A 16,769-nucleotide genomic window follows, 5' to 3' on the forward strand; every position below is an offset into this window, starting at 1 on the left:
TCATATCAGCCGTTCCTCTGCATAAAAACCCTGCTTCAAAAGAGCAGGGGCATTGAGAAAACGATGGACATGTCGAGGCAAAATTGCCTGTTCAATACAAAAGAGCGGGTTTCCCCACTCTTTGCCTCGGTAATCGTTAGCATTTCCAATAAAACTATACCATAACCATATATTTAATGCAAATCAAACTCCGCTCGGAGGCTGTGCACAAAGCTTAAAACAGAGACAGCTGATTTTGGTCCGGAAGCGACTCAAGACAGCCGTGACGGTCTAAATACTCTAAAATGGTTTTTGACACTTTTCCGCGTTTTTGAAGATCCTCTTTTGAAAGGAACTCCCCTTCTTTCCGCGCTTTCACAATATTGAGAGCGGCGTTGGTTCCGAGTCCCGGAATTGAGTTGAACGGCGGGATGAGACTGTTGCCGTCAATGATAAATTCCGAAGCGCTCGAACGGTATAGATCGACCTTCTGGAAGGAATAGCCGCGCTCACACATTTCAAGCGCAAGCTCTAACACGGTAAGGAGGTTTTTCTCCTTCGGCGAAGCATCAAGCCCTTTAGAGCTGATATCATCCATCACCGCTCTGATGGCGGTCGAGCCTTTAATCATTGTATCAATGTCAAAGTCATCTGCGCGGACGGTAAAATACGCAGCATAATATAAAAGCGCGTGATGTACTTTAAAATAGGCAATCCGCACCGCCATCAGCACGTATGCGGCGGCGTGAGCTTTCGGGAACATGTATTTGATTTTTTTGCATGAATCAATATACCAGTTCGGCACATTGTTCTTTTTCATTTCTTCTTCCCATTCCGGCGTCAGGCCTTTGCCTTTACGGACGAATTCCATGATTTTAAAGGCCAGTGAAGGCTCAAGGCCCTGATAGATCAAGTAAACCATAATGTCATCACGGCAGCCGATCACTTCGCTCAGTTCACACGTATTGTTGTGTATCAGTTCCTGCGCATTGCCGAGCCATACGTCCGTTCCGTGAGAAAGTCCGGAAATCTGGACAAGCTCGGAGAACGTAGTCGGCTTCGTATCCTCAAGCATCTGCCGCACAAATCGCGTCCCGAATTCAGGAATGCCGAGCGTCCCCGTTTTACAGCCGATCTGCTCTTCAGTGACGCCGAGCGATTCTGTGCCTTGGAAAATCTTCATAACTTCCGGATCATCTGTCGGAATCGTCTTCGGATCAATTCCGCTTAAATCCTGAAGCATCCGGATGACGGTCGGATCATCGTGCCCCAATATATCAAGCTTCAGCAGGTTGTCATGAATGGAGTGGAAGTCAAAATGAGTCGTTTTCCATTCAGACCCCGTCGCATCTGCCGGGAATTGTATCGGTGAAAAATCGTAAATATCCATGTAATCCGGGACAACGATAATCCCCCCCGGGTGCTGGCCGGTCGTTCTTTTAACACCGGTGCAGCCTTGCACCAGACGGTCGATCTCCGCGCCGCGCATGTGCAGGTTGTGATCGCCCGCATAGCCTTTCACATATCCGTAAGCCGTCTTTTCCGCGACGGTGCCGATCGTTCCCGCGCGATACACGTTATCTTCACCGAACAATACTTTCGTGTAGTTATGGGCATGCGGCTGATACTCACCTGAGAAGTTCAAATCGATATCGGGTACTTTGTCACCTTTAAAGCCTAAGAACGTTTCAAACGGGATATCATGTCCGTCCTTTTTCAAAGGTGTGCCGCAAGACGGGCAGCTTTTATCCGGAAGGTCAAAACCGGAACCGACTGATCCGTCATTAAAGAATTCGGAATATCGGCAGCTCGGGCACACGTAGTGCGGAGCGAGCGGGTTCACTTCAGTGATTTCCGTTAAGGTCGCCACAAGCGATGAACCGACGGACCCCCGGGAGCCGACGAGATAACCGTCATCCAGAGACCGTTTTACAAGCTTATGAGAGATGAGATAAATAACGGCGAACCCATGACCGATGATACTTTTTAATTCTTTTTCTATTCTCGCTTCCACAATTTCGGGAAGCTCTTCACCGTAAATGCTTCTGGCGCGCTGATAGCTCATTTCACGGATTTCTTCATCAGCCCCGTCAATTTTCGGCGTGTACAGATCGTCTTTGATCGGTTTGATCTCATCGATCATCGAAGCGACTTTCTGCGTATTGTCAACCACGATTTCTTTCGCTTTTTCCGCACCGAGGAAGGAGAAAGCCTCCAGCATTTCATCTGTCGTTCTGAAGTGCACTTTAGGCAGTTCGTGTCTGTTTAACGGGTTGGCGCCGCCTTGGGAAGATATTAAGATCTTCCGGTAAATTTTATCCTCATCGTTTAAATAGTGGACATTTCCCGTAGCCACGACCGGCTTATTCAATTTTTCCCCGAGCTTCGTAATGTTGGCGATGATTTCTTTCAGCGCTTTTTCATCCCGGACGAGCTCAAGCTGCAGAAGGTGTCTGTATACTTCCGGCGGCTGCACTTCAAGATAATCATAGAAGGATGCGATATCTTCAACCTCTTCAGGAGATTTTTGCATCATGCCTTCAAAGACCTCACCCCTGTCACAGGCAGAGCCGATTAACAGACCTTCTCTGTATTTATTAAGCTGCGACCTCGGAATGCGCGGCACTCGGTAGAAATATTGAATATGAGAAATGGACACGAGCTTAAACAGATTTTTAAGGCCGGTCTCATTTACGGCAAGCAATGTAGCGTGATAAGGCCTTGATCTCTGATAAGCATTGGATTGTCCCATATTCTCATTCAGCTGATCATGATAAAAAATGTCTTTTTCAGCGGCATCTTTGAGCATTTTCAACAGCAGGTAGCCCGTTGCTTCAGCGTCAAAAACCGCTCGGTGATGCTGGGTTAATTCGATATCAAACTTCTTACATAACGTATTTAAGCGGTGATTTTTAAACTCAGGATACAGGAAACGCGCGAGTTCCAGCGTATCAATGACCGGATTTTTCGCTTTTTCCGTTTTCAAAAGACGCTTGTACGCTACATTTAAAAATCCCATATCAAAGCTGGCGTTATGAGCCACAAGCACGTCATCGCCGATCCATTCTTTAAAATCCCGGACGACATCAACGACATCGGGAGCGTCGCGGACCATGTCGTCAGTAATCCCGGTAAGCTCTATCGTCGTTGCTGACAGCGGATGGTGCGGATTGGCGAACGCTTCGAATTTATCGATGATTTCTCCGCCTCTTATTTTGACTGCGGCAAGCTCAATGATGGTGTCATACACTGCGGACAGACCTGTCGTTTCAACGTCAAAGACAACGTATGTGTCTTCTTCCAGGAGACGGTGAGCTGGATTGTATGCGATCGGAACGCCGTCATCTACGATATTGGCTTCCATTCCGTAAATCATTTTAATGCCGTGTTTTTTCGCGGCGGAATAGGCATCCGGGAAAGACTGCACAACGGCATGATCAGTTAACGCAATCGCTTCATGTCCCCATTTTTTCGCCTGTTCGACAAGCTTTCCGATGCCCGTTACAGCATCCATTTGGCTCATCGGAGAATGCAGATGAAGCTCAACCCGTTTTTCGCCTTCAGGAGCGGTGTCTTCACGGGTTTTGGCTTTTATTTCATTCACGTCATTTGCAATCATGACGAGGTCTCTGACGAATGTATCGTTTTGAATGCTTCCCCGCGCCTTTACCCACATGCCTTTTTTCAGCGTTTTCATCAAAGCGGCGTCTTCTTTTTCTCTGGCGAACATTTTTACTAAAATGCTGTTTGTATAGTCCGTGATTTTGAAAATGCAGAGCGTGCGTCCGCTTTTCAGCTCGCGTGTTTCAGCATCAAACACAAACCCCTGCACCGTAATTCTTCTTTCTTCATCCATGATGCTGTCAAGCGTCCGGATTTCTTCGTTCTCTTTAATTTGATAGCCGATGACAAGCGGTCCGGACGGTGCCTGATCCTCATCGCCCTCTTTTTCCTTCTTCTCCATCTCGATAAGCGCCTGCATCGCCCGCTCCTGATCTTCAGCAAGCTTTTGCTCGCGGAATTTCTGGACTTCTTGGTCAGATACGAAAATTTCGGTATCCAGCTGCAGTTCCGGAAAGCCGAATTGGCGGTAGCTGTGCTGAATCAGCGCGAAGTATTTATTTTTGAGCGCAGATGCTTCTGTATCTGTTTTTGTTTTCACGATCAGTTTGTTTCCCTTGAGCTTCGGCTTCTGCTGATTCAAAAGAGCCACCATCGGCGGCGAGGTTCCTTCAAGCTCTTCAATACAGCGTGTCCAATAATCCTGTACAAGCTCCTCTGTCACTGTAGGGTCGATGACCTGAACAGACGATGTGACACGGGCGATGTGAGCAAACGATTGTGTTAACCTCATCATGAATGAATCATATATTTGATACGGCAAAAGAGCCTTAAAGCGAAATTGGAAATGCCAGGCCTTTTCTGCTTTATGGATTGTCAGTTTATCAATCTCTCCGTCTTCAAAGTATGTCATGAAGGTATCATCTGTCATATTAAGCTGCTGCAGAAGAATCTGAAACTGTCTTCTGTTTACTGATAACTGTTCCATTCAGACAGTATCCCTCCCTTAAAACATCATAAGTGAAGGTACCTCCGCAGGTGATGAGGTACCTTCTTTTTTCTCTATTTTAACATGATTTTGTATGATTCGTTATGGTGATTACTTCGTCTTGATAAATTCAGAAAGCTCATCCACTGAAACTTCGGCAGATTCACCGGTTTTGCGGATTTTCACTTCTACGATGCCTTCGTCGGCACGTTTTCCGACAGTGATGCGGATCGGAAGGCCGATCAGATCAGAATCAGCAAACTTCACGCCTGCGCGTTCAGCACGGTCATCGTATAATACCTCATAACCTTCCGCCTGGAATTTGCCGTAAAGCTGTTCAGCAAGCTCTTTTTGCGCTTCGTTTTTCATATTCAGTGCCAAAATATGAAGATCATACGGAGCAACGCTTTTCGGCCAGATCAAGCCTTTTTCGTCGTGATGCTGTTCAGCGATGGCTGAAAGCGTTCTGGACACGCCGATTCCGTAACATCCCATCAGCATCGGCTGCGCACGCCCGTTTTCATCAAGGTATGTCGCATTCATCGCTTCAGAGTAACGCGTGCCGAGTTTAAAGACTTGTCCGACCTCAATCCCTTCAGCGAAACGGATCGTGCCTTTTCCGTCAGGTGACGGATCGCCTTCCTGAATGATTCGAAGATCGGCATATGCTTTTACTGACGCGTCACGTTCGATGTTTACGTTTCGGTAATGACGGTCTTTTTCATTCGCGCCGCTAACGGCGTTTACCATTACTTTCACGGCTTGGTCGGCATAAATCTCAATGTCGCCGGCAGCGCCGATCGGCCCCGCAAATCCCGGCTCCGTGCCAAGTTTCTCTGCTACTTCTTCATGAGACGCAAGCTCAACCACTTCCGTGTTCAGAAGGTTTTTCACTTTCACGTCATTGACCTCATGATCGCCTCTTACTAACACGAGAACAAATCGGTCATCAGCTTTAAACAGCATTGATTTGATGCAGGCGCTCGGCTCGATCTGCAAGAACGAAGCGAGCTCTTCAATGCTTTTGACATTAGGCGTATCAATTTTCTCCAATGCCTCGGGGGTTTCATCTGACGGCTCGCTGTTCATGACAACTTCCGCCATTTCCGTATTGGCTGCGTAAGAGGATCCATCGGAATAAGCGATGGTATCTTCCCCTATTTCAGAAAGAGCCATAAATTCATGCGTGTCTTTTCCGCCCATCGCGCCCGAGTCGGCAATAACGGGACGGACGTTTAATTCACAGCGTGCGAAAATGCTGCTGTATGCGCCGTACATGTTTTGGTATGTTTCCTCCAGACTTTCTTCAGAAGCATGGAAAGAATACGCATCTTTCATGATGAATTCGCGTCCGCGCAATAAGCCGAAACGCGGGCGTTTTTCATCTCTGAATTTAGACTGGATCTGGTAAAGAGTGAGCGGCAGACGCTTATAAGATTTCACCTCATCGCGCACGAGAGAAGTAATGACTTCTTCATGCGTCGCGCCTAAAGCAAATTCACGGCCGTGGCGGTCTTTCAGACGCATTAATTCAGGCCCGTACGTATACCACCTGCCTGATTCCTGCCATGTTTCAGCCTGCTGAAGGGCCGGCATCAGCATTTCCACCGCGTTGATTTTTTCCATTTCTTCACGCACGATCTTCTGAATGTTTTGAATGACCCTGTAAGCCAGGGGCATGTAGCTGTAAACCCCGCTCGTATTTTGTCTGATAAATCCCGCTCTCAGCAGAAGCTTATGGCTTTTTGCTTCAGCATCAGCCGGCACTTCTCTCAGGGTCGGAATAAGCGTCAAACTTTGTCTCATGTCTTCGCACCTCTGATTTTTTACTAGTCAATTATAAGAATAAACGCTGGATATCGTTCCATGTGACAACCAGCATAAGAAGCATTAAGAAAGCTACGCCGATAAATACGACAAATGCTTCCTTGTCACGGTTTATCGGCTTGCCGCGGATTGCTTCAATGAATAAAAACAGCAGCCGCCCGCCGTCAAGCGCCGGTATCGGCAGCAGGTTGACAATTCCCAGGTTGATGCTTAAAAACGCCGCAAACTGGAATAGGTTGATAATACCGGTTTTTGCAACTTGATCCGTCATATCATAAATGCCGACAGGACCCGAAAGCATATCAAGCTTAAACTGGCCTGTCACAAGTTTGCTCAGATTGGTCAGGATCGCTTTTGTGACATCAACGGTAGATGTCGCGCCGTAGGCAATCGCTGCAAGCGCGCCTTTTTCAGTCGGCGCATAAGAGCCGAAGCGGCCGATTGTTTTTTTATTTTCATCTTTTACAGCTTCAGGTGTAACCGAGATATGAAACGATTTGCCGTCCCGTTTGACGGCGACATCGATTTTTTTTCCGGGATTTTCTTTTACCGCTGTCACGATGTCGGTCCATGACCTCATTTTTTCACCGTTAATGCTCTGGATATAGTCGCCTTCTTTTAAACCGGCAGCCGCTGCGCGTCCATTGTCTGTCAGCTTCCCGAGCTCAGGCTGATTCGAAGGCACGCCTTGAATGAATCCAAGCATGACGAGAATGACATACGCTAAGATGAAGTTCATTATCGGACCGGCAGCAATCGCCTTAATCCGCTTCCATACGGGTTTAGACCCGAATTGTCGATTGTAAGGCGCAATCTGCACTTCTTCTCCGTCTACGATAAAAAAAGAGGTCTGACTGACAGTAAAGCCCGCCAGTTCATCTTCTTTCCCCTGCTCGTACCCGGTAATCTTCATTTCGTGCTCAAGATCAGCCGTCTCCACCTCGATAATTAAAGCGTCGGGATATTTTTCCTTTTGATTAATGATGACTTTTTCCACTTCGTCATCTTTATTAAAAAGAAGCCCGACGGTATAACCGGGTTTGACTTCGATCATCTCCGGGTCTTCACCGGCCATGCGGACGAACCCGCCGACCGGAAGGAGTCTGATCGTATACACGGTTTCATTCTTTTTAAATGAAAAGATTTTAGGGCCGAAGCCGATCGCAAATTCACGGCAAAGGATTCCCGCTCTTTGGGCGAGCAATAAATGCCCGAGCTCATGGAAAAAAACGAGCGTTCCGAAAATAATAATAAACGCGATAACTGTATTCACGAACATACCACCTTATGTGAGTATTGAATTAACGTATCCCCGGGTGTCTTTGTCCACTTCTTGGATATCCGCAAGACTCGGATCCTGAATTACGCTGTGGCGGTCCAATGCTTTTTCAATCAGGTCCTCAATCGATAAGAATGAAATCCGTCCGGCAAGAAAAGCGGCAACGGCTTCTTCGTTGGCCGCATTTAAAACCGTCGGCATCGTTCCCCCTATTTTACCTGATTCAAAGGCAAATTGTAAGCAGCGGAACCTTTCAAAGTCAGCTTTCGCAAAATGGAGGCTTCCGATCTCCCATAATTCAAGCCTTTTTGTTTCAGGCAGAGGCAGACGGTCCGGATATGTCAGCGCATATTGAATCGGCACCCTCATGTCCGGATTTCCGAGCTGGGCGATGACGCTTCTGTCGTGAAATTCAACCATCGAATGAATGATGCTCTCCTTATGTAATACAACGTCAATCTGTTCATACGGAATGTCAAACAGCCAATGCGCCTCAATGACTTCAAGTCCTTTATTCATCATTGTAGCCGAGTCAATCGTAATTTTTGCGCCCATCGACCAGTTCGGGTGGTTAAGGGCGTCGGCAATCGTTACAGACTCAAGCTCCTGCCGCGTTTTATCTCTGAAACTGCCGCCGGATGCCGTAATGATCAGGCGCTCGATATTTTTGCTCTGTTCGCCTTGCAGGGCTTGAAAAATAGCGGAATGTTCGCTGTCGACCGGAAGAAGAGGAACACCGTATCGTTTTGCGTGTCCTTTCACTATATGCCCGGCAGTGACAAGAGTTTCCTTATTTGCAAGCGCAATTGTTTTTTTCTGTTCAATCGCTTTCAAAGTCGGGATTAAACCGACGCTTCCAAGCAGCGCATTGACCACGATATCCACTTCGTCCATGACTGCCGCTTCAATCAGGCCTTCTTCTCCGATGCCGATTTGACATTCATGAGAAAAAGACGCTTCTTTCACTTTTTGGTATGTATCCATGTCGCCGACTGCTACATATTTCGGCTGAAACGTTCTGATCAACGGGATCGCTTTCTCGGCGTTTTTACCGAAAGTCATCGAGACGAGACGGAACTGATCTTGATGCATGCGCAATACGTCTAACGTCTGCTCCCCTATTGATCCTGTTGCTCCTAAAAGACAAATATTCTTCAAAATGCCACTCCCATTCTATGCGTCCAGATCGGTCTTATTTTCATATTAGCCTTTCTCATGAAAAAAGCGCAAGCAGAAAGTATAAGAACGGCATGACAAACAAAAAGCTGTCAAATCGATCTAAAATGCCGCCGTGCCCGGGAAGGATTTTTCCCGAATCCTTCACATCATAGTGCCGCTTAAGCGCTGATTCAACCAAATCCCCGATCTGTCCGAATACAGACAGAACAAGCGTGATGACCAAAAGAACCGGGTATGAAATCGGAAGGTGCGCAAACAGCTGAAAAACAGCCGTAAAAATAAGGGCGATGACAATACCGCCGAGAAACCCTTCCACCGTTTTGTTGGGACTGATTTCGGGCCACAGCTTCCGCTTCCCGAGCGACTTTCCGACGAAATATGCGCCTGAGTCCGTTGACCATATGACAACGCAGGCATAAAAGATATATAAAAGCCCGTTTGTTTCAATGTTTCTGATTTCAATAAAATAATGAAAACACAGTCCGATATATACCGTCGCGAGAACGATAAACCCGACTTCATCAAACGTAAAGGTGTTTTTCACGAGCACCGTATAGCTGAGCAGAATCAATACGGCGAAAATCGTTACTTCCATTTTCGCATCGAAAAAATGATATTTGTCCGGCATCATATACAGCCATAACAACAAGAGGCTGATCAGACCCGGAAAAGAAAAAAATCTGAGCTTTTTCATCCGCAAAAGCTCAAAAAGCGCTATACTTCCCATCACGTAAACAAATACGGTGAACGGCAATCCTCCGAAAATAACCAAAAATAAAAATAATGCCGCTGCCAGAACACCTGTTAACAATCTTTGTTTCATTTCCACCATCCTCTAAATTCCGCCAAACCTCCGGCCCCGCTGCTGAAATTCTCCCACTGCCTGCAGAAAGTGATCTTCTTTAAAATCGGGCCACAGGACATCTGTAAAAACAAATTCACTGTAAGCCACCTGCCAAAGCATAAAGTTGCTCAATCTGATTTCTCCGCTCGTTCTGATGAGCAGCTCCGGGTCCTGGATTGATTCTGTCATTAAATGCCCGGAAAAGAGCGCTTCATCAATGTCTTCGATATTCAGCGTGCCGCTTTTCACCTGTTCAGCCAGTGCTTTTGCCGCATTGACGATTTCCGTGCGTCCGCCGTAGTTCAAAGCGAAATTGAGAATCAGCCCGTCATTTTGTTCTGTATCTTTTACGGCCTTCTCAATCGCCCTGTACGTATGAGAAGGGAGCGCGGATTCATCTCCGATAATTTTCACCTGTACATTTTCCTCTATTAATTCAGGAAGATACGTATTCAGGAACTCTTCCGGAAGCTTCATCAAAAAGTCGACTTCCATCTTCGGGCGCTTCCAGTTCTCCGTTGAAAACGCATAAAGAGTCAGAACTTTAACGCCGAGCTGACTTGCGAGCTTTGTCACCCTTTTTACCACTTTCATTCCTTCATGATGTCCTGCAATCCGAGGGAGTGAACGCTTCTTCGCCCAGCGTCCGTTTCCGTCCATAATAATGGCAATGTGTGCGGGAATTTCACCCTTCAGTATGTCTTCTTTTGTATACCGTTCTAAGTTGGAAGCCGCATTCTGCTGATTCTTCCAATTTTTGAGTATGTTGAGCATGAGATTCCTCCGTCACCCAAAAAGGTTGCGTTGCTGATGATCAATGTAATCAACAGTATTAACAAAAAAACCCCCTGTAAACATGAGAGGGTCTTTTCACATTATCTATTGTACATAGTTTTTCATTAAACTTCCATGATTTCTTTTTCTTTGTCCTTCGTGACGCTGTCAATTTTTGACACATATTCATCTGTCAGCTTTTGAACGTCTTCACTGGAAGCACGAAGCTCGTCTTCTGTGATGTCTCCGTTTTTCTCAAGTTTTTTGAGGTCATCGTTGCTGTCACGGCGGACATTACGGACTGCTACTTTCGCTTCTTCCGCGTATTTTTTCACGACTTTGACAAGTTCTTTACGTCTTTCTTCCGTCAGAGCCGGGATCGCGATGCGGATAATTGTGCCGTCACTTGTCGGCGTTACGCCAAGATCAGCTTTCAAAATCGCTTTTTCAATATCACCGATTGCCGTTTTGTCATACGGTGTGACAACAAGCATACGCGCTTCAGGCACATTGATGGAAGACAGCTGGTTTAAAGGTGTTTGGGCACCGTAGTATTCTACTGTCACTTTATCCAATAGAGATGGGTTGGCACGTCCTGCGCGGACTGACGCCAATTCACGTGAATAAGCGGCAACCGCTTTTTCCATGCGTTCTTTTGTTTGTGTTAATACTTCGTTTGACAACGTTATTTCCCCCTTACGATCGTTCCGATTGATTCGCCGATTACGGCACGCTTAATATTTCCTTCTTCCATAATAGAAAAGACGATCAGCGGAATATCATTATCCATACATAGTGAAGAAGCCGTAGAATCCATGACTTCCAGCCCGTCTTTTAACACATCGAGATAAGATAATTTTTCGTATTTAACAGCTGACTCATCTTTTCTCGGATCAGCATTATACACACCGTCGACATTATTTTTCGCCATTAAGATCACGTCCGCTTCGATTTCAGCGGCACGCAGCGCTGCGGTTGTGTCCGTAGAGAAATAAGGGTTTCCTGTTCCCGCGGCAAAAATAACAACGCGTTTTTTCTCCAGGTGGCGGATGGCTTTTCTTCTGATGTAAGGCTCAGCGACCTGACGCATTTCAATTGATGTCTGCACTCTGGACTGAATTCCGAGCGTTTCCAGGCTGTCCTGCAGGGCAAGTGAGTTCATGACAGTAGCAAGCATGCCCATATAATCGGCCGTCGCACGGTCCATTCCTAAGTCACTGCCCGTTTTTCCGCGCCATAAGTTGCCGCCGCCTACGACTACGGCCACTTCGACGTCAAGCTCAGCGATTTCTTTTACCTGTTTAGCGATGGATTGGATGACAGTCGGATTAATGCCGTTTCCCTGCTCTCCTGCCAATGCTTCTCCGCTAAGCTTTAAAACGATACGATTGTATTTTGGTTTTTCCATAATAACCTCCAAGTGTAAACATTGCCGTTTCCTATTATGCAAGAGAAAAAAAGGTTTGTAAATATAGTTTTAAAAATAGGGAACACAAGTAGTGTCCCCTATACTGCCTGAAAAGCCGCGAAAGATTCGCCAAGGCTTTCCGCCATTATTTTTTCACTTGGTTCATAACTTCTTCAGCAAAGTTTTCTTGGCGTTTTTCAATACCTTCTCCAACTTCGTAGCGGACGTAAGTTTTAACAGATGCGTTTTTCGCAGCCACAACTTGTTTCACTTTTTCGTCTGGGTTTTTAACGAAGGCTTGGTCTAATAAGCAAATTTCTTCGAAGAATTTGTTCAGACGGCCTTCAACCATTTTAGCTACGATGTTTTCCGGTTTGCCTTCTTGAAGAGCTTGCTGAGTCAGAATCTGACGCTCATGGTTTGCTTCTTCTTCAGACACTTGGTCGCGGGAAATGTAACGAGGATTTACCGCTGCAACATGCATCGCGATGTCTTTTGCAAGATCCTCGTCAGTTGTTCCGCTAAGAACGGATAATACGCCGATGCGGCCTCCCATGTGAAGGTAAGCACCGAACGCTTCGCTGTCTTCTTTTGAAATAACAGCAAAACGGCGAAGAGTGATTTTCTCTCCGATTTTAGCAACGTTGCTTGTGATGTATTCTTCAACAGTAGAACCGTTTTCCATCTTTTGACCCATTGCTTCTTCAAGATCAGCAGGAGCGTTTGCAAGAAGGTGGTCAGCAAGCGTGTTCAGAAGCTCTTTGAAGCCTTCGTTTTTCGCAACGAAATCAGTTTCAGAGTTTACTTCTAAGATAACGCCTTTGTTGCCGTCAGTTTTAATAAGAGTAGAACCTTCAGCAGCGATACGGTCAGCTTTTTTAGCCGCTTTCGCAATTCCTTTTTCTCTCAGAAGGTCGATTGCTTTGTCCATATCTCCGTCAGTTTCAGTCAATGCTTTTTTACAGTCCATCATACCAGCGCCTGTTTTTTGACGCAGTTCTTTTACCTGCTGTGCAGTAATAGCCATTTGAATTCCTCCTTATATGTGTAAACAAGATATGTATAGATACATTTTTCTTGAAAAAAGGTGATAAAAGGCAGTCCCTCTTATCACCTTTTGATTAGGTTACGCAGTTGTCGTTTCTGTTTCAGGTGCAGTCTCTTCAGCAGCTTCCGCTTCTTCTTCGCCTTGCTTCGCTTCTAAGATAGCATCTGCCATTTTAGAAGTAAGAAGTTTGACAGCGCGGATTGCGTCATCGTTTGCAGGGATTACGACATCAATTTCATCAGGATCACAGTTTGTATCTACGATTCCGATGATAGGAATGTTCAATTTGCGAGCTTCCGCAACAGCGATGCGCTCTTTGCGAGGATCGATGATGAATAATGCATCAGGAAGATCCTTCATGTCTTTAATTCCGCCGAGGAATTTTTCAAGACGCTCTAATTCTTTTTTCAATTGAACAACTTCTTTTTTCGGAAGTACTTCAAATGTACCGTTTTCTTGCATTTTCTCGATGTCTTTCAGACGCTTAATGCGTTTTTGGATTGTTTCGAAGTTTGTCAGTGTACCGCCCAACCAGCGTTGGTTGACATAGTACATGCCAGAACGTACAGCTTCTTCTTTAACAGAATCCTGAGCTTGTTTTTTTGTGCCGACGAAAAGGATTTTTCCGCCTTCAGCAGCAAGGTTTTTCGTGAAGTTGTAAGCTTCCTCTACTTTTTTCACTGTTTTTTGAAGGTCAATGATGTAGATTCCGTTACGCTCCGTGAAAATGTAACGCTTCATTTTTGGGTTCCAGCGGCGTGTTTGGTGGCCGAAGTGAACACCAGCTTCAAGCAATTGTTTCATAGAAATAACTGACATGTGATTTCCTCCTAATAAAATGGTTTTTTTCCTCCGCTTAGGTCATTTTTGTGCAGAACTGCCGTTTGCAGCACCCTCTGCATAAATCGTTAAGCGTGTGTATTTAACACCAAGACATAATATAACACAGCTTTATGCGACAATCAAGAATCCTTTACAGCTTTGCCGCGAAATTTTAAAAACAGCTCGATTTCTGTCTTTCCGCTCTGCATCCGTTTGGCGATTTCCGCGGGGGTGAGCCCTTGTTCATATAATTCTGAAACACGTTCTTCAAACGAATGCGCGCCCCTGTTTTCGTCACTTTCAACCCGTTCCGTTGCACTGATAAGCTTTTCCATGTGGTCCGGAATATCAGGCTCTTCTTTCGGTTCCGGCCGGGGTTCGGCGTCTTCTGCGTCCGGCGCTTGACGGCTTTTTGCGTCTTCGAGTCTTTCATTTTCTTCTTTCAGCTCAAGCAGAAACGCTGCAAGGGTGTTTTCCGTCTCTTCAAGAATCTTCTTCTGCTGGCGCTCCGTCTCCTTGAGGGCTGAAAACCTCGTGTACAGAATAATGACGGCATAAAGCAGTACGCCGTGAAGCACAAAGCTTAAAAGCCATAATAGTGTTGACATGTTTTTCACTCGCTAACCATGAGTTCATTATTGAATTACTTTTTCAAGCAGATGCTTTAATTTAAACAGCGCCTTTGAATGAATCTGTGAAATCCGCGACGTCGAAAGGTTCAAGACTTGTCCGATCTCGGTCAAAGTCAGTTCTTCTTTATAGAATAAACTGACGACAAGCTGCTCTTTTTCAGAGAGCTCGTGAATTTTGCCCGCAAGCTGAGCGATCAGCTCGTCCTTCATGATTTTTTCTTCCGGCGGCACATTTTTGTCATCTCTGATCATCACTTGAATATTCTCACCGTCATCCTGGTCGTGAAGCTTTTCATCAATTGATAAGAGATTGGCAAAAAACCCTTCATTCATCGTTGATACTACGTCCTGCTCCGTCATCCCCAGCTCTTCTGCGATCTCTGAAGGAGTCACATTCCGAAGGTAGCGCTGTTCAAGTTTTTCGATCGCCGCTTCGACTTTTTTTGTCTTCTCCCGTGAAGTTCTGGGCAGCCAATCTTCTTTACGCAGCCCGTCAATGATTGCACCGCGAATTCTAAACGAGGCATAGGTATCAAATTTTAAATCCCGGCCGGGGTCAAATTTTTCCAGGGCATCATATAAACCAAGCATACCAAGGCTCATTAGATCGTCTTTATGCACCGATTTCGGCAGTCCGACGGAAATTCTGCCGACATGATATGTGACCAGCGGCATGTAACGGCGCATTAAATCATCACCGGCTTTAGGATCTTTCCACTCTTTCCAGCGCGACCAAAGCACCTGATCTTCATAATTCAAGGATTGCATTGTTATCCCCCTACCTCATACCTTTATTAAATCGTTGTTTCACCTTGTTTAACAGTTCGAATGTGCAGCATGCAGGACTTTGGCTCAAATTCAATCGTCCGGCCGCTTGAGCCGCCCGTATCTTCACTGATGACCGGAATGTTATACAATGAAAGCTGCTCTTTGATGGCCGCTACATTCCTCGGACCGATTTTCATCAGGTCGTTTGTCATTTTAAACTTAAACATCTCCGCTCCCCCGGCGAGTTTTGCCTTCAGGGCAAACTTGCGGCAGCCGGCTTTCAAAAGCATATCAATCGTCATCTTAACGGCGGTGTCCGCGTATTTTGCACGGTTGAGCTCCGCCGTTTTTGATAAACCGGAGTCCGGCAGCATGACGTGAACGAGTCCTGCCGTTTGTTTGTCTTTATCGTATAAAACCAGCCCTACGCATGAACCGAGTCCCGAGGTCCGGATTTTATCCGGGTAACGCGCGACTTGAACATCCGCAATCCCCACTTTAACGACTGCGGCTTCCGCACGGCTCATAAAGCCGCACCCAATGAGACGAAGAGCTTTTCAAAAGAATCATAGTCCGGGAGCATAAACATGTGGGCTTTGAGCTCTTGCCGGCTGCCCTGGTCAAAAATAGAAGTATCCACGACAATGGCATGCTCTCCGACTTGGCTGAGTTCCATCAGCCCTTCACTGATAACCGCGCCGAACATATCAAGTGAGATTTCCGGCACGCTCGGGTAAATCTCAAGCTTTGTCAAATCAGCCAATGCCGTTAAATAGGAACCTGCTAAAATATTGCCGAACTCATGTAAAGCAGAAGAACTCAAATGATCTTCACCCAACTGGTCAATATCAAAATCCGGATTTCCGATCAGCTCTCTGATAAACTGTTCCGCCTGATGGAAAGGCATGATGAGAAAGATAGAGCCGGTCATGTCGCCTTCCATTCTTAAAAAGATACTGGCGACCGGCGTTTCAGCCCCGCCGAAAAAATCAGCGAGCTCATCAAATGTCAATAAAGTCGCAAACGGCACTTCCATGTCTATCTTTCTGTTCAGCAGCTGAGCCATTGCAGAAGCCGAGTGACCCGCCCCGATATTTCCGACTTCCCGCAAAATATCCATCTGCTCTTCTTTGATCGCTTCAAACTTACTCATGTTGTCTTTTCCCCTTTAAGCATTAGGCTCTCCGGACGCAGATGCCGAAGCACCTTTATCCAGCACCGCATGCGCATCGATAATATTGAGGAGCCTGTTATCTTGCTTGACGATCTGTTTAATCCACACATCCGTTTCCTTTGTCTGGCTTTCAGGCGCGGATTCGATTTCATTTTCATGCACGGTGATGACGTCATTGGCCTCATCCACGACCCATCCGACATCAGCGTCACGGTAAGAAATGATGATAATCCGAGTCTCTTCTGTGATGTCCTGTTCAGGCTGATTCAGACGTTTTCTTAAATCAAGAACCGGGGTAATCACTCCGCGCAGATTGATAACGCCGCGGATATAAGATTCCACACCCGGGACCCTCGTCGGTTTTTGCCACTTTTCAATTGATTTCACCTGGGAAACTGAGATAGCGTATTCTTTCCCGTTTATCATAAACACAATCATTTTTTCACCTGTTTTGATTTCAGCAGTCATTCGGGCACCTCCTCGTGT

At 46.1% G+C, this 16,769-nt stretch carries 15 protein-coding genes; all 15 read right to left on the reverse strand.

Going from position 1 to position 16,769, the window contains the following annotated elements; all coding sequences use genetic code 11:
- Positions 1-214: 214 nt before the first annotated feature.
- Positions 215-4,528, reverse strand: coding sequence for a PolC-type DNA polymerase III (locus tag D5S11_RS04695; RefSeq protein ID WP_007409800.1), 4,314 nt, complete (start codon positions 4,526-4,528; stop codon positions 215-217).
- 111 nt (positions 4,529-4,639) lie between these two features.
- Complete coding sequence (gene proS, locus D5S11_RS04700) at positions 4,640-6,334, reverse strand: proline--tRNA ligase (RefSeq protein WP_061861463.1); 1,695 nt, start codon at positions 6,332-6,334, stop codon at positions 4,640-4,642.
- 31 nt (positions 6,335-6,365) lie between these two features.
- Positions 6,366-7,634: an RIP metalloprotease RseP gene (gene rseP, locus D5S11_RS04705; protein ID WP_007611459.1), complete on the reverse strand. Its 1,269-nt coding sequence runs from the start codon at positions 7,632-7,634 to the stop codon at positions 6,366-6,368.
- A gap of 6 nt (positions 7,635-7,640) precedes the next feature.
- Positions 7,641-8,792 carry a 1-deoxy-D-xylulose-5-phosphate reductoisomerase gene (gene dxr, locus D5S11_RS04710; protein WP_003154208.1) on the reverse strand — a complete coding sequence of 384 codons (1,152 nt, stop codon included), beginning with the start codon at positions 8,790-8,792 and terminating at the stop codon, positions 7,641-7,643.
- 55 nt (positions 8,793-8,847) lie between these two features.
- Positions 8,848-9,645, reverse strand: a complete 798-nt coding sequence (locus D5S11_RS04715) for a phosphatidate cytidylyltransferase (RefSeq protein ID WP_007409796.1) — start codon at positions 9,643-9,645, stop codon at positions 8,848-8,850.
- Positions 9,646-9,648: 3 nt separating this feature from the next.
- Complete coding sequence (locus D5S11_RS04720) at positions 9,649-10,431, reverse strand: undecaprenyl pyrophosphate synthase (RefSeq protein WP_007611457.1); 783 nt, start codon at positions 10,429-10,431, stop codon at positions 9,649-9,651.
- Between the two features lie 125 nt (positions 10,432-10,556).
- On the reverse strand, positions 10,557-11,114 hold the full coding sequence (frr, locus tag D5S11_RS04725; RefSeq protein WP_003154212.1) for a ribosome recycling factor: 558 nt from the start codon (positions 11,112-11,114) through the stop codon (positions 10,557-10,559).
- Positions 11,115-11,116: 2 nt separating this feature from the next.
- Positions 11,117-11,839 carry a UMP kinase gene (gene pyrH, locus D5S11_RS04730; protein WP_003154213.1) on the reverse strand — a complete coding sequence of 241 codons (723 nt, stop codon included), beginning with the start codon at positions 11,837-11,839 and terminating at the stop codon, positions 11,117-11,119.
- A gap of 145 nt (positions 11,840-11,984) precedes the next feature.
- Entirely contained in the window at positions 11,985-12,866 is an 882-nt protein-coding gene (tsf, locus tag D5S11_RS04735; RefSeq protein WP_007611455.1) for a translation elongation factor Ts, read from the reverse strand.
- A 99-nt stretch (positions 12,867-12,965) separates the two neighbouring features.
- Positions 12,966-13,706, reverse strand: a complete 741-nt coding sequence (gene rpsB / locus D5S11_RS04740) for a 30S ribosomal protein S2 (RefSeq protein WP_003154215.1) — start codon at positions 13,704-13,706, stop codon at positions 12,966-12,968.
- Positions 13,707-13,849: 143 nt separating this feature from the next.
- Complete coding sequence (locus D5S11_RS04745; protein ID WP_108724972.1) at positions 13,850-14,317, reverse strand: DUF6115 domain-containing protein; 468 nt, start codon at positions 14,315-14,317, stop codon at positions 13,850-13,852.
- 27 nt (positions 14,318-14,344) lie between these two features.
- A complete protein-coding gene (sigD, locus tag D5S11_RS04750) occupies positions 14,345-15,109 on the reverse strand; it encodes an RNA polymerase sigma-28 factor SigD (RefSeq protein ID WP_003154217.1) in 765 nt (254 codons plus the stop codon).
- A 26-nt stretch (positions 15,110-15,135) separates the two neighbouring features.
- Positions 15,136-15,636, reverse strand: a complete 501-nt coding sequence (cheD, locus tag D5S11_RS04755) for a chemoreceptor glutamine deamidase CheD (protein ID WP_003154219.1) — start codon at positions 15,634-15,636, stop codon at positions 15,136-15,138.
- On the reverse strand, positions 15,633-16,262 hold the full coding sequence (cheC, locus tag D5S11_RS04760; protein WP_003154222.1) for a CheY-P phosphatase CheC: 630 nt from the start codon (positions 16,260-16,262) through the stop codon (positions 15,633-15,635). Before cheC ends, cheD begins: the two co-directional genes overlap by 4 nt.
- A gap of 15 nt (positions 16,263-16,277) precedes the next feature.
- Positions 16,278-16,751, reverse strand: a complete 474-nt coding sequence (gene cheW, locus D5S11_RS04765; protein WP_003154225.1) for a chemotaxis protein CheW — start codon at positions 16,749-16,751, stop codon at positions 16,278-16,280.
- Between the last annotated feature and the right edge of the window lie 18 nt (positions 16,752-16,769).

Source organism: Bacillus sp. L75 (assembly GCF_003676355.1).
Taxonomy (GTDB): Bacteria; Bacillota; Bacilli; order Bacillales; family Bacillaceae; genus Bacillus; species Bacillus velezensis.

Coding starts and splice junctions, on each gene's coding strand:
- D5S11_RS04695 (WP_007409800.1), bottom strand. CDS start 4,528: ATGGAACAGTTATCAGTAAACAGAAGACAGTTTCAGATTCTTCTGCAG.
- proS (WP_061861463.1), bottom strand. CDS start 6,334: ATGAGACAAAGTTTGACGCTTATTCCGACCCTGAGAGAAGTGCCGGCT.
- rseP (WP_007611459.1), bottom strand. CDS start 7,634: ATGTTCGTGAATACAGTTATCGCGTTTATTATTATTTTCGGAACGCTC.
- D5S11_RS04715 (WP_007409796.1), bottom strand. CDS start 9,645: ATGGTGGAAATGAAACAAAGATTGTTAACAGGTGTTCTGGCAGCGGCA.
- D5S11_RS04720 (WP_007611457.1), bottom strand. CDS start 10,431: ATGCTCAACATACTCAAAAATTGGAAGAATCAGCAGAATGCGGCTTCC.
- pyrH (WP_003154213.1), bottom strand. CDS start 11,839: ATGGAAAAACCAAAATACAATCGTATCGTTTTAAAGCTTAGCGGAGAA.
- tsf (WP_007611455.1), bottom strand. CDS start 12,866: ATGGCTATTACTGCACAGCAGGTAAAAGAACTGCGTCAAAAAACAGGC.
- rpsB (WP_003154215.1), bottom strand. CDS start 13,706: ATGTCAGTTATTTCTATGAAACAATTGCTTGAAGCTGGTGTTCACTTC.
- D5S11_RS04745 (WP_108724972.1), bottom strand. CDS start 14,317: ATGTCAACACTATTATGGCTTTTAAGCTTTGTGCTTCACGGCGTACTG.
- sigD (WP_003154217.1), bottom strand. CDS start 15,109: ATGCAATCCTTGAATTATGAAGATCAGGTGCTTTGGTCGCGCTGGAAA.
- cheD (WP_003154219.1), bottom strand. CDS start 15,636: ATGAGCCGTGCGGAAGCCGCAGTCGTTAAAGTGGGGATTGCGGATGTT.
- cheC (WP_003154222.1), bottom strand. CDS start 16,262: ATGAGTAAGTTTGAAGCGATCAAAGAAGAGCAGATGGATATTTTGCGG.
- cheW (WP_003154225.1), bottom strand. CDS start 16,751: ATGACTGCTGAAATCAAAACAGGTGAAAAAATGATTGTGTTTATGATA.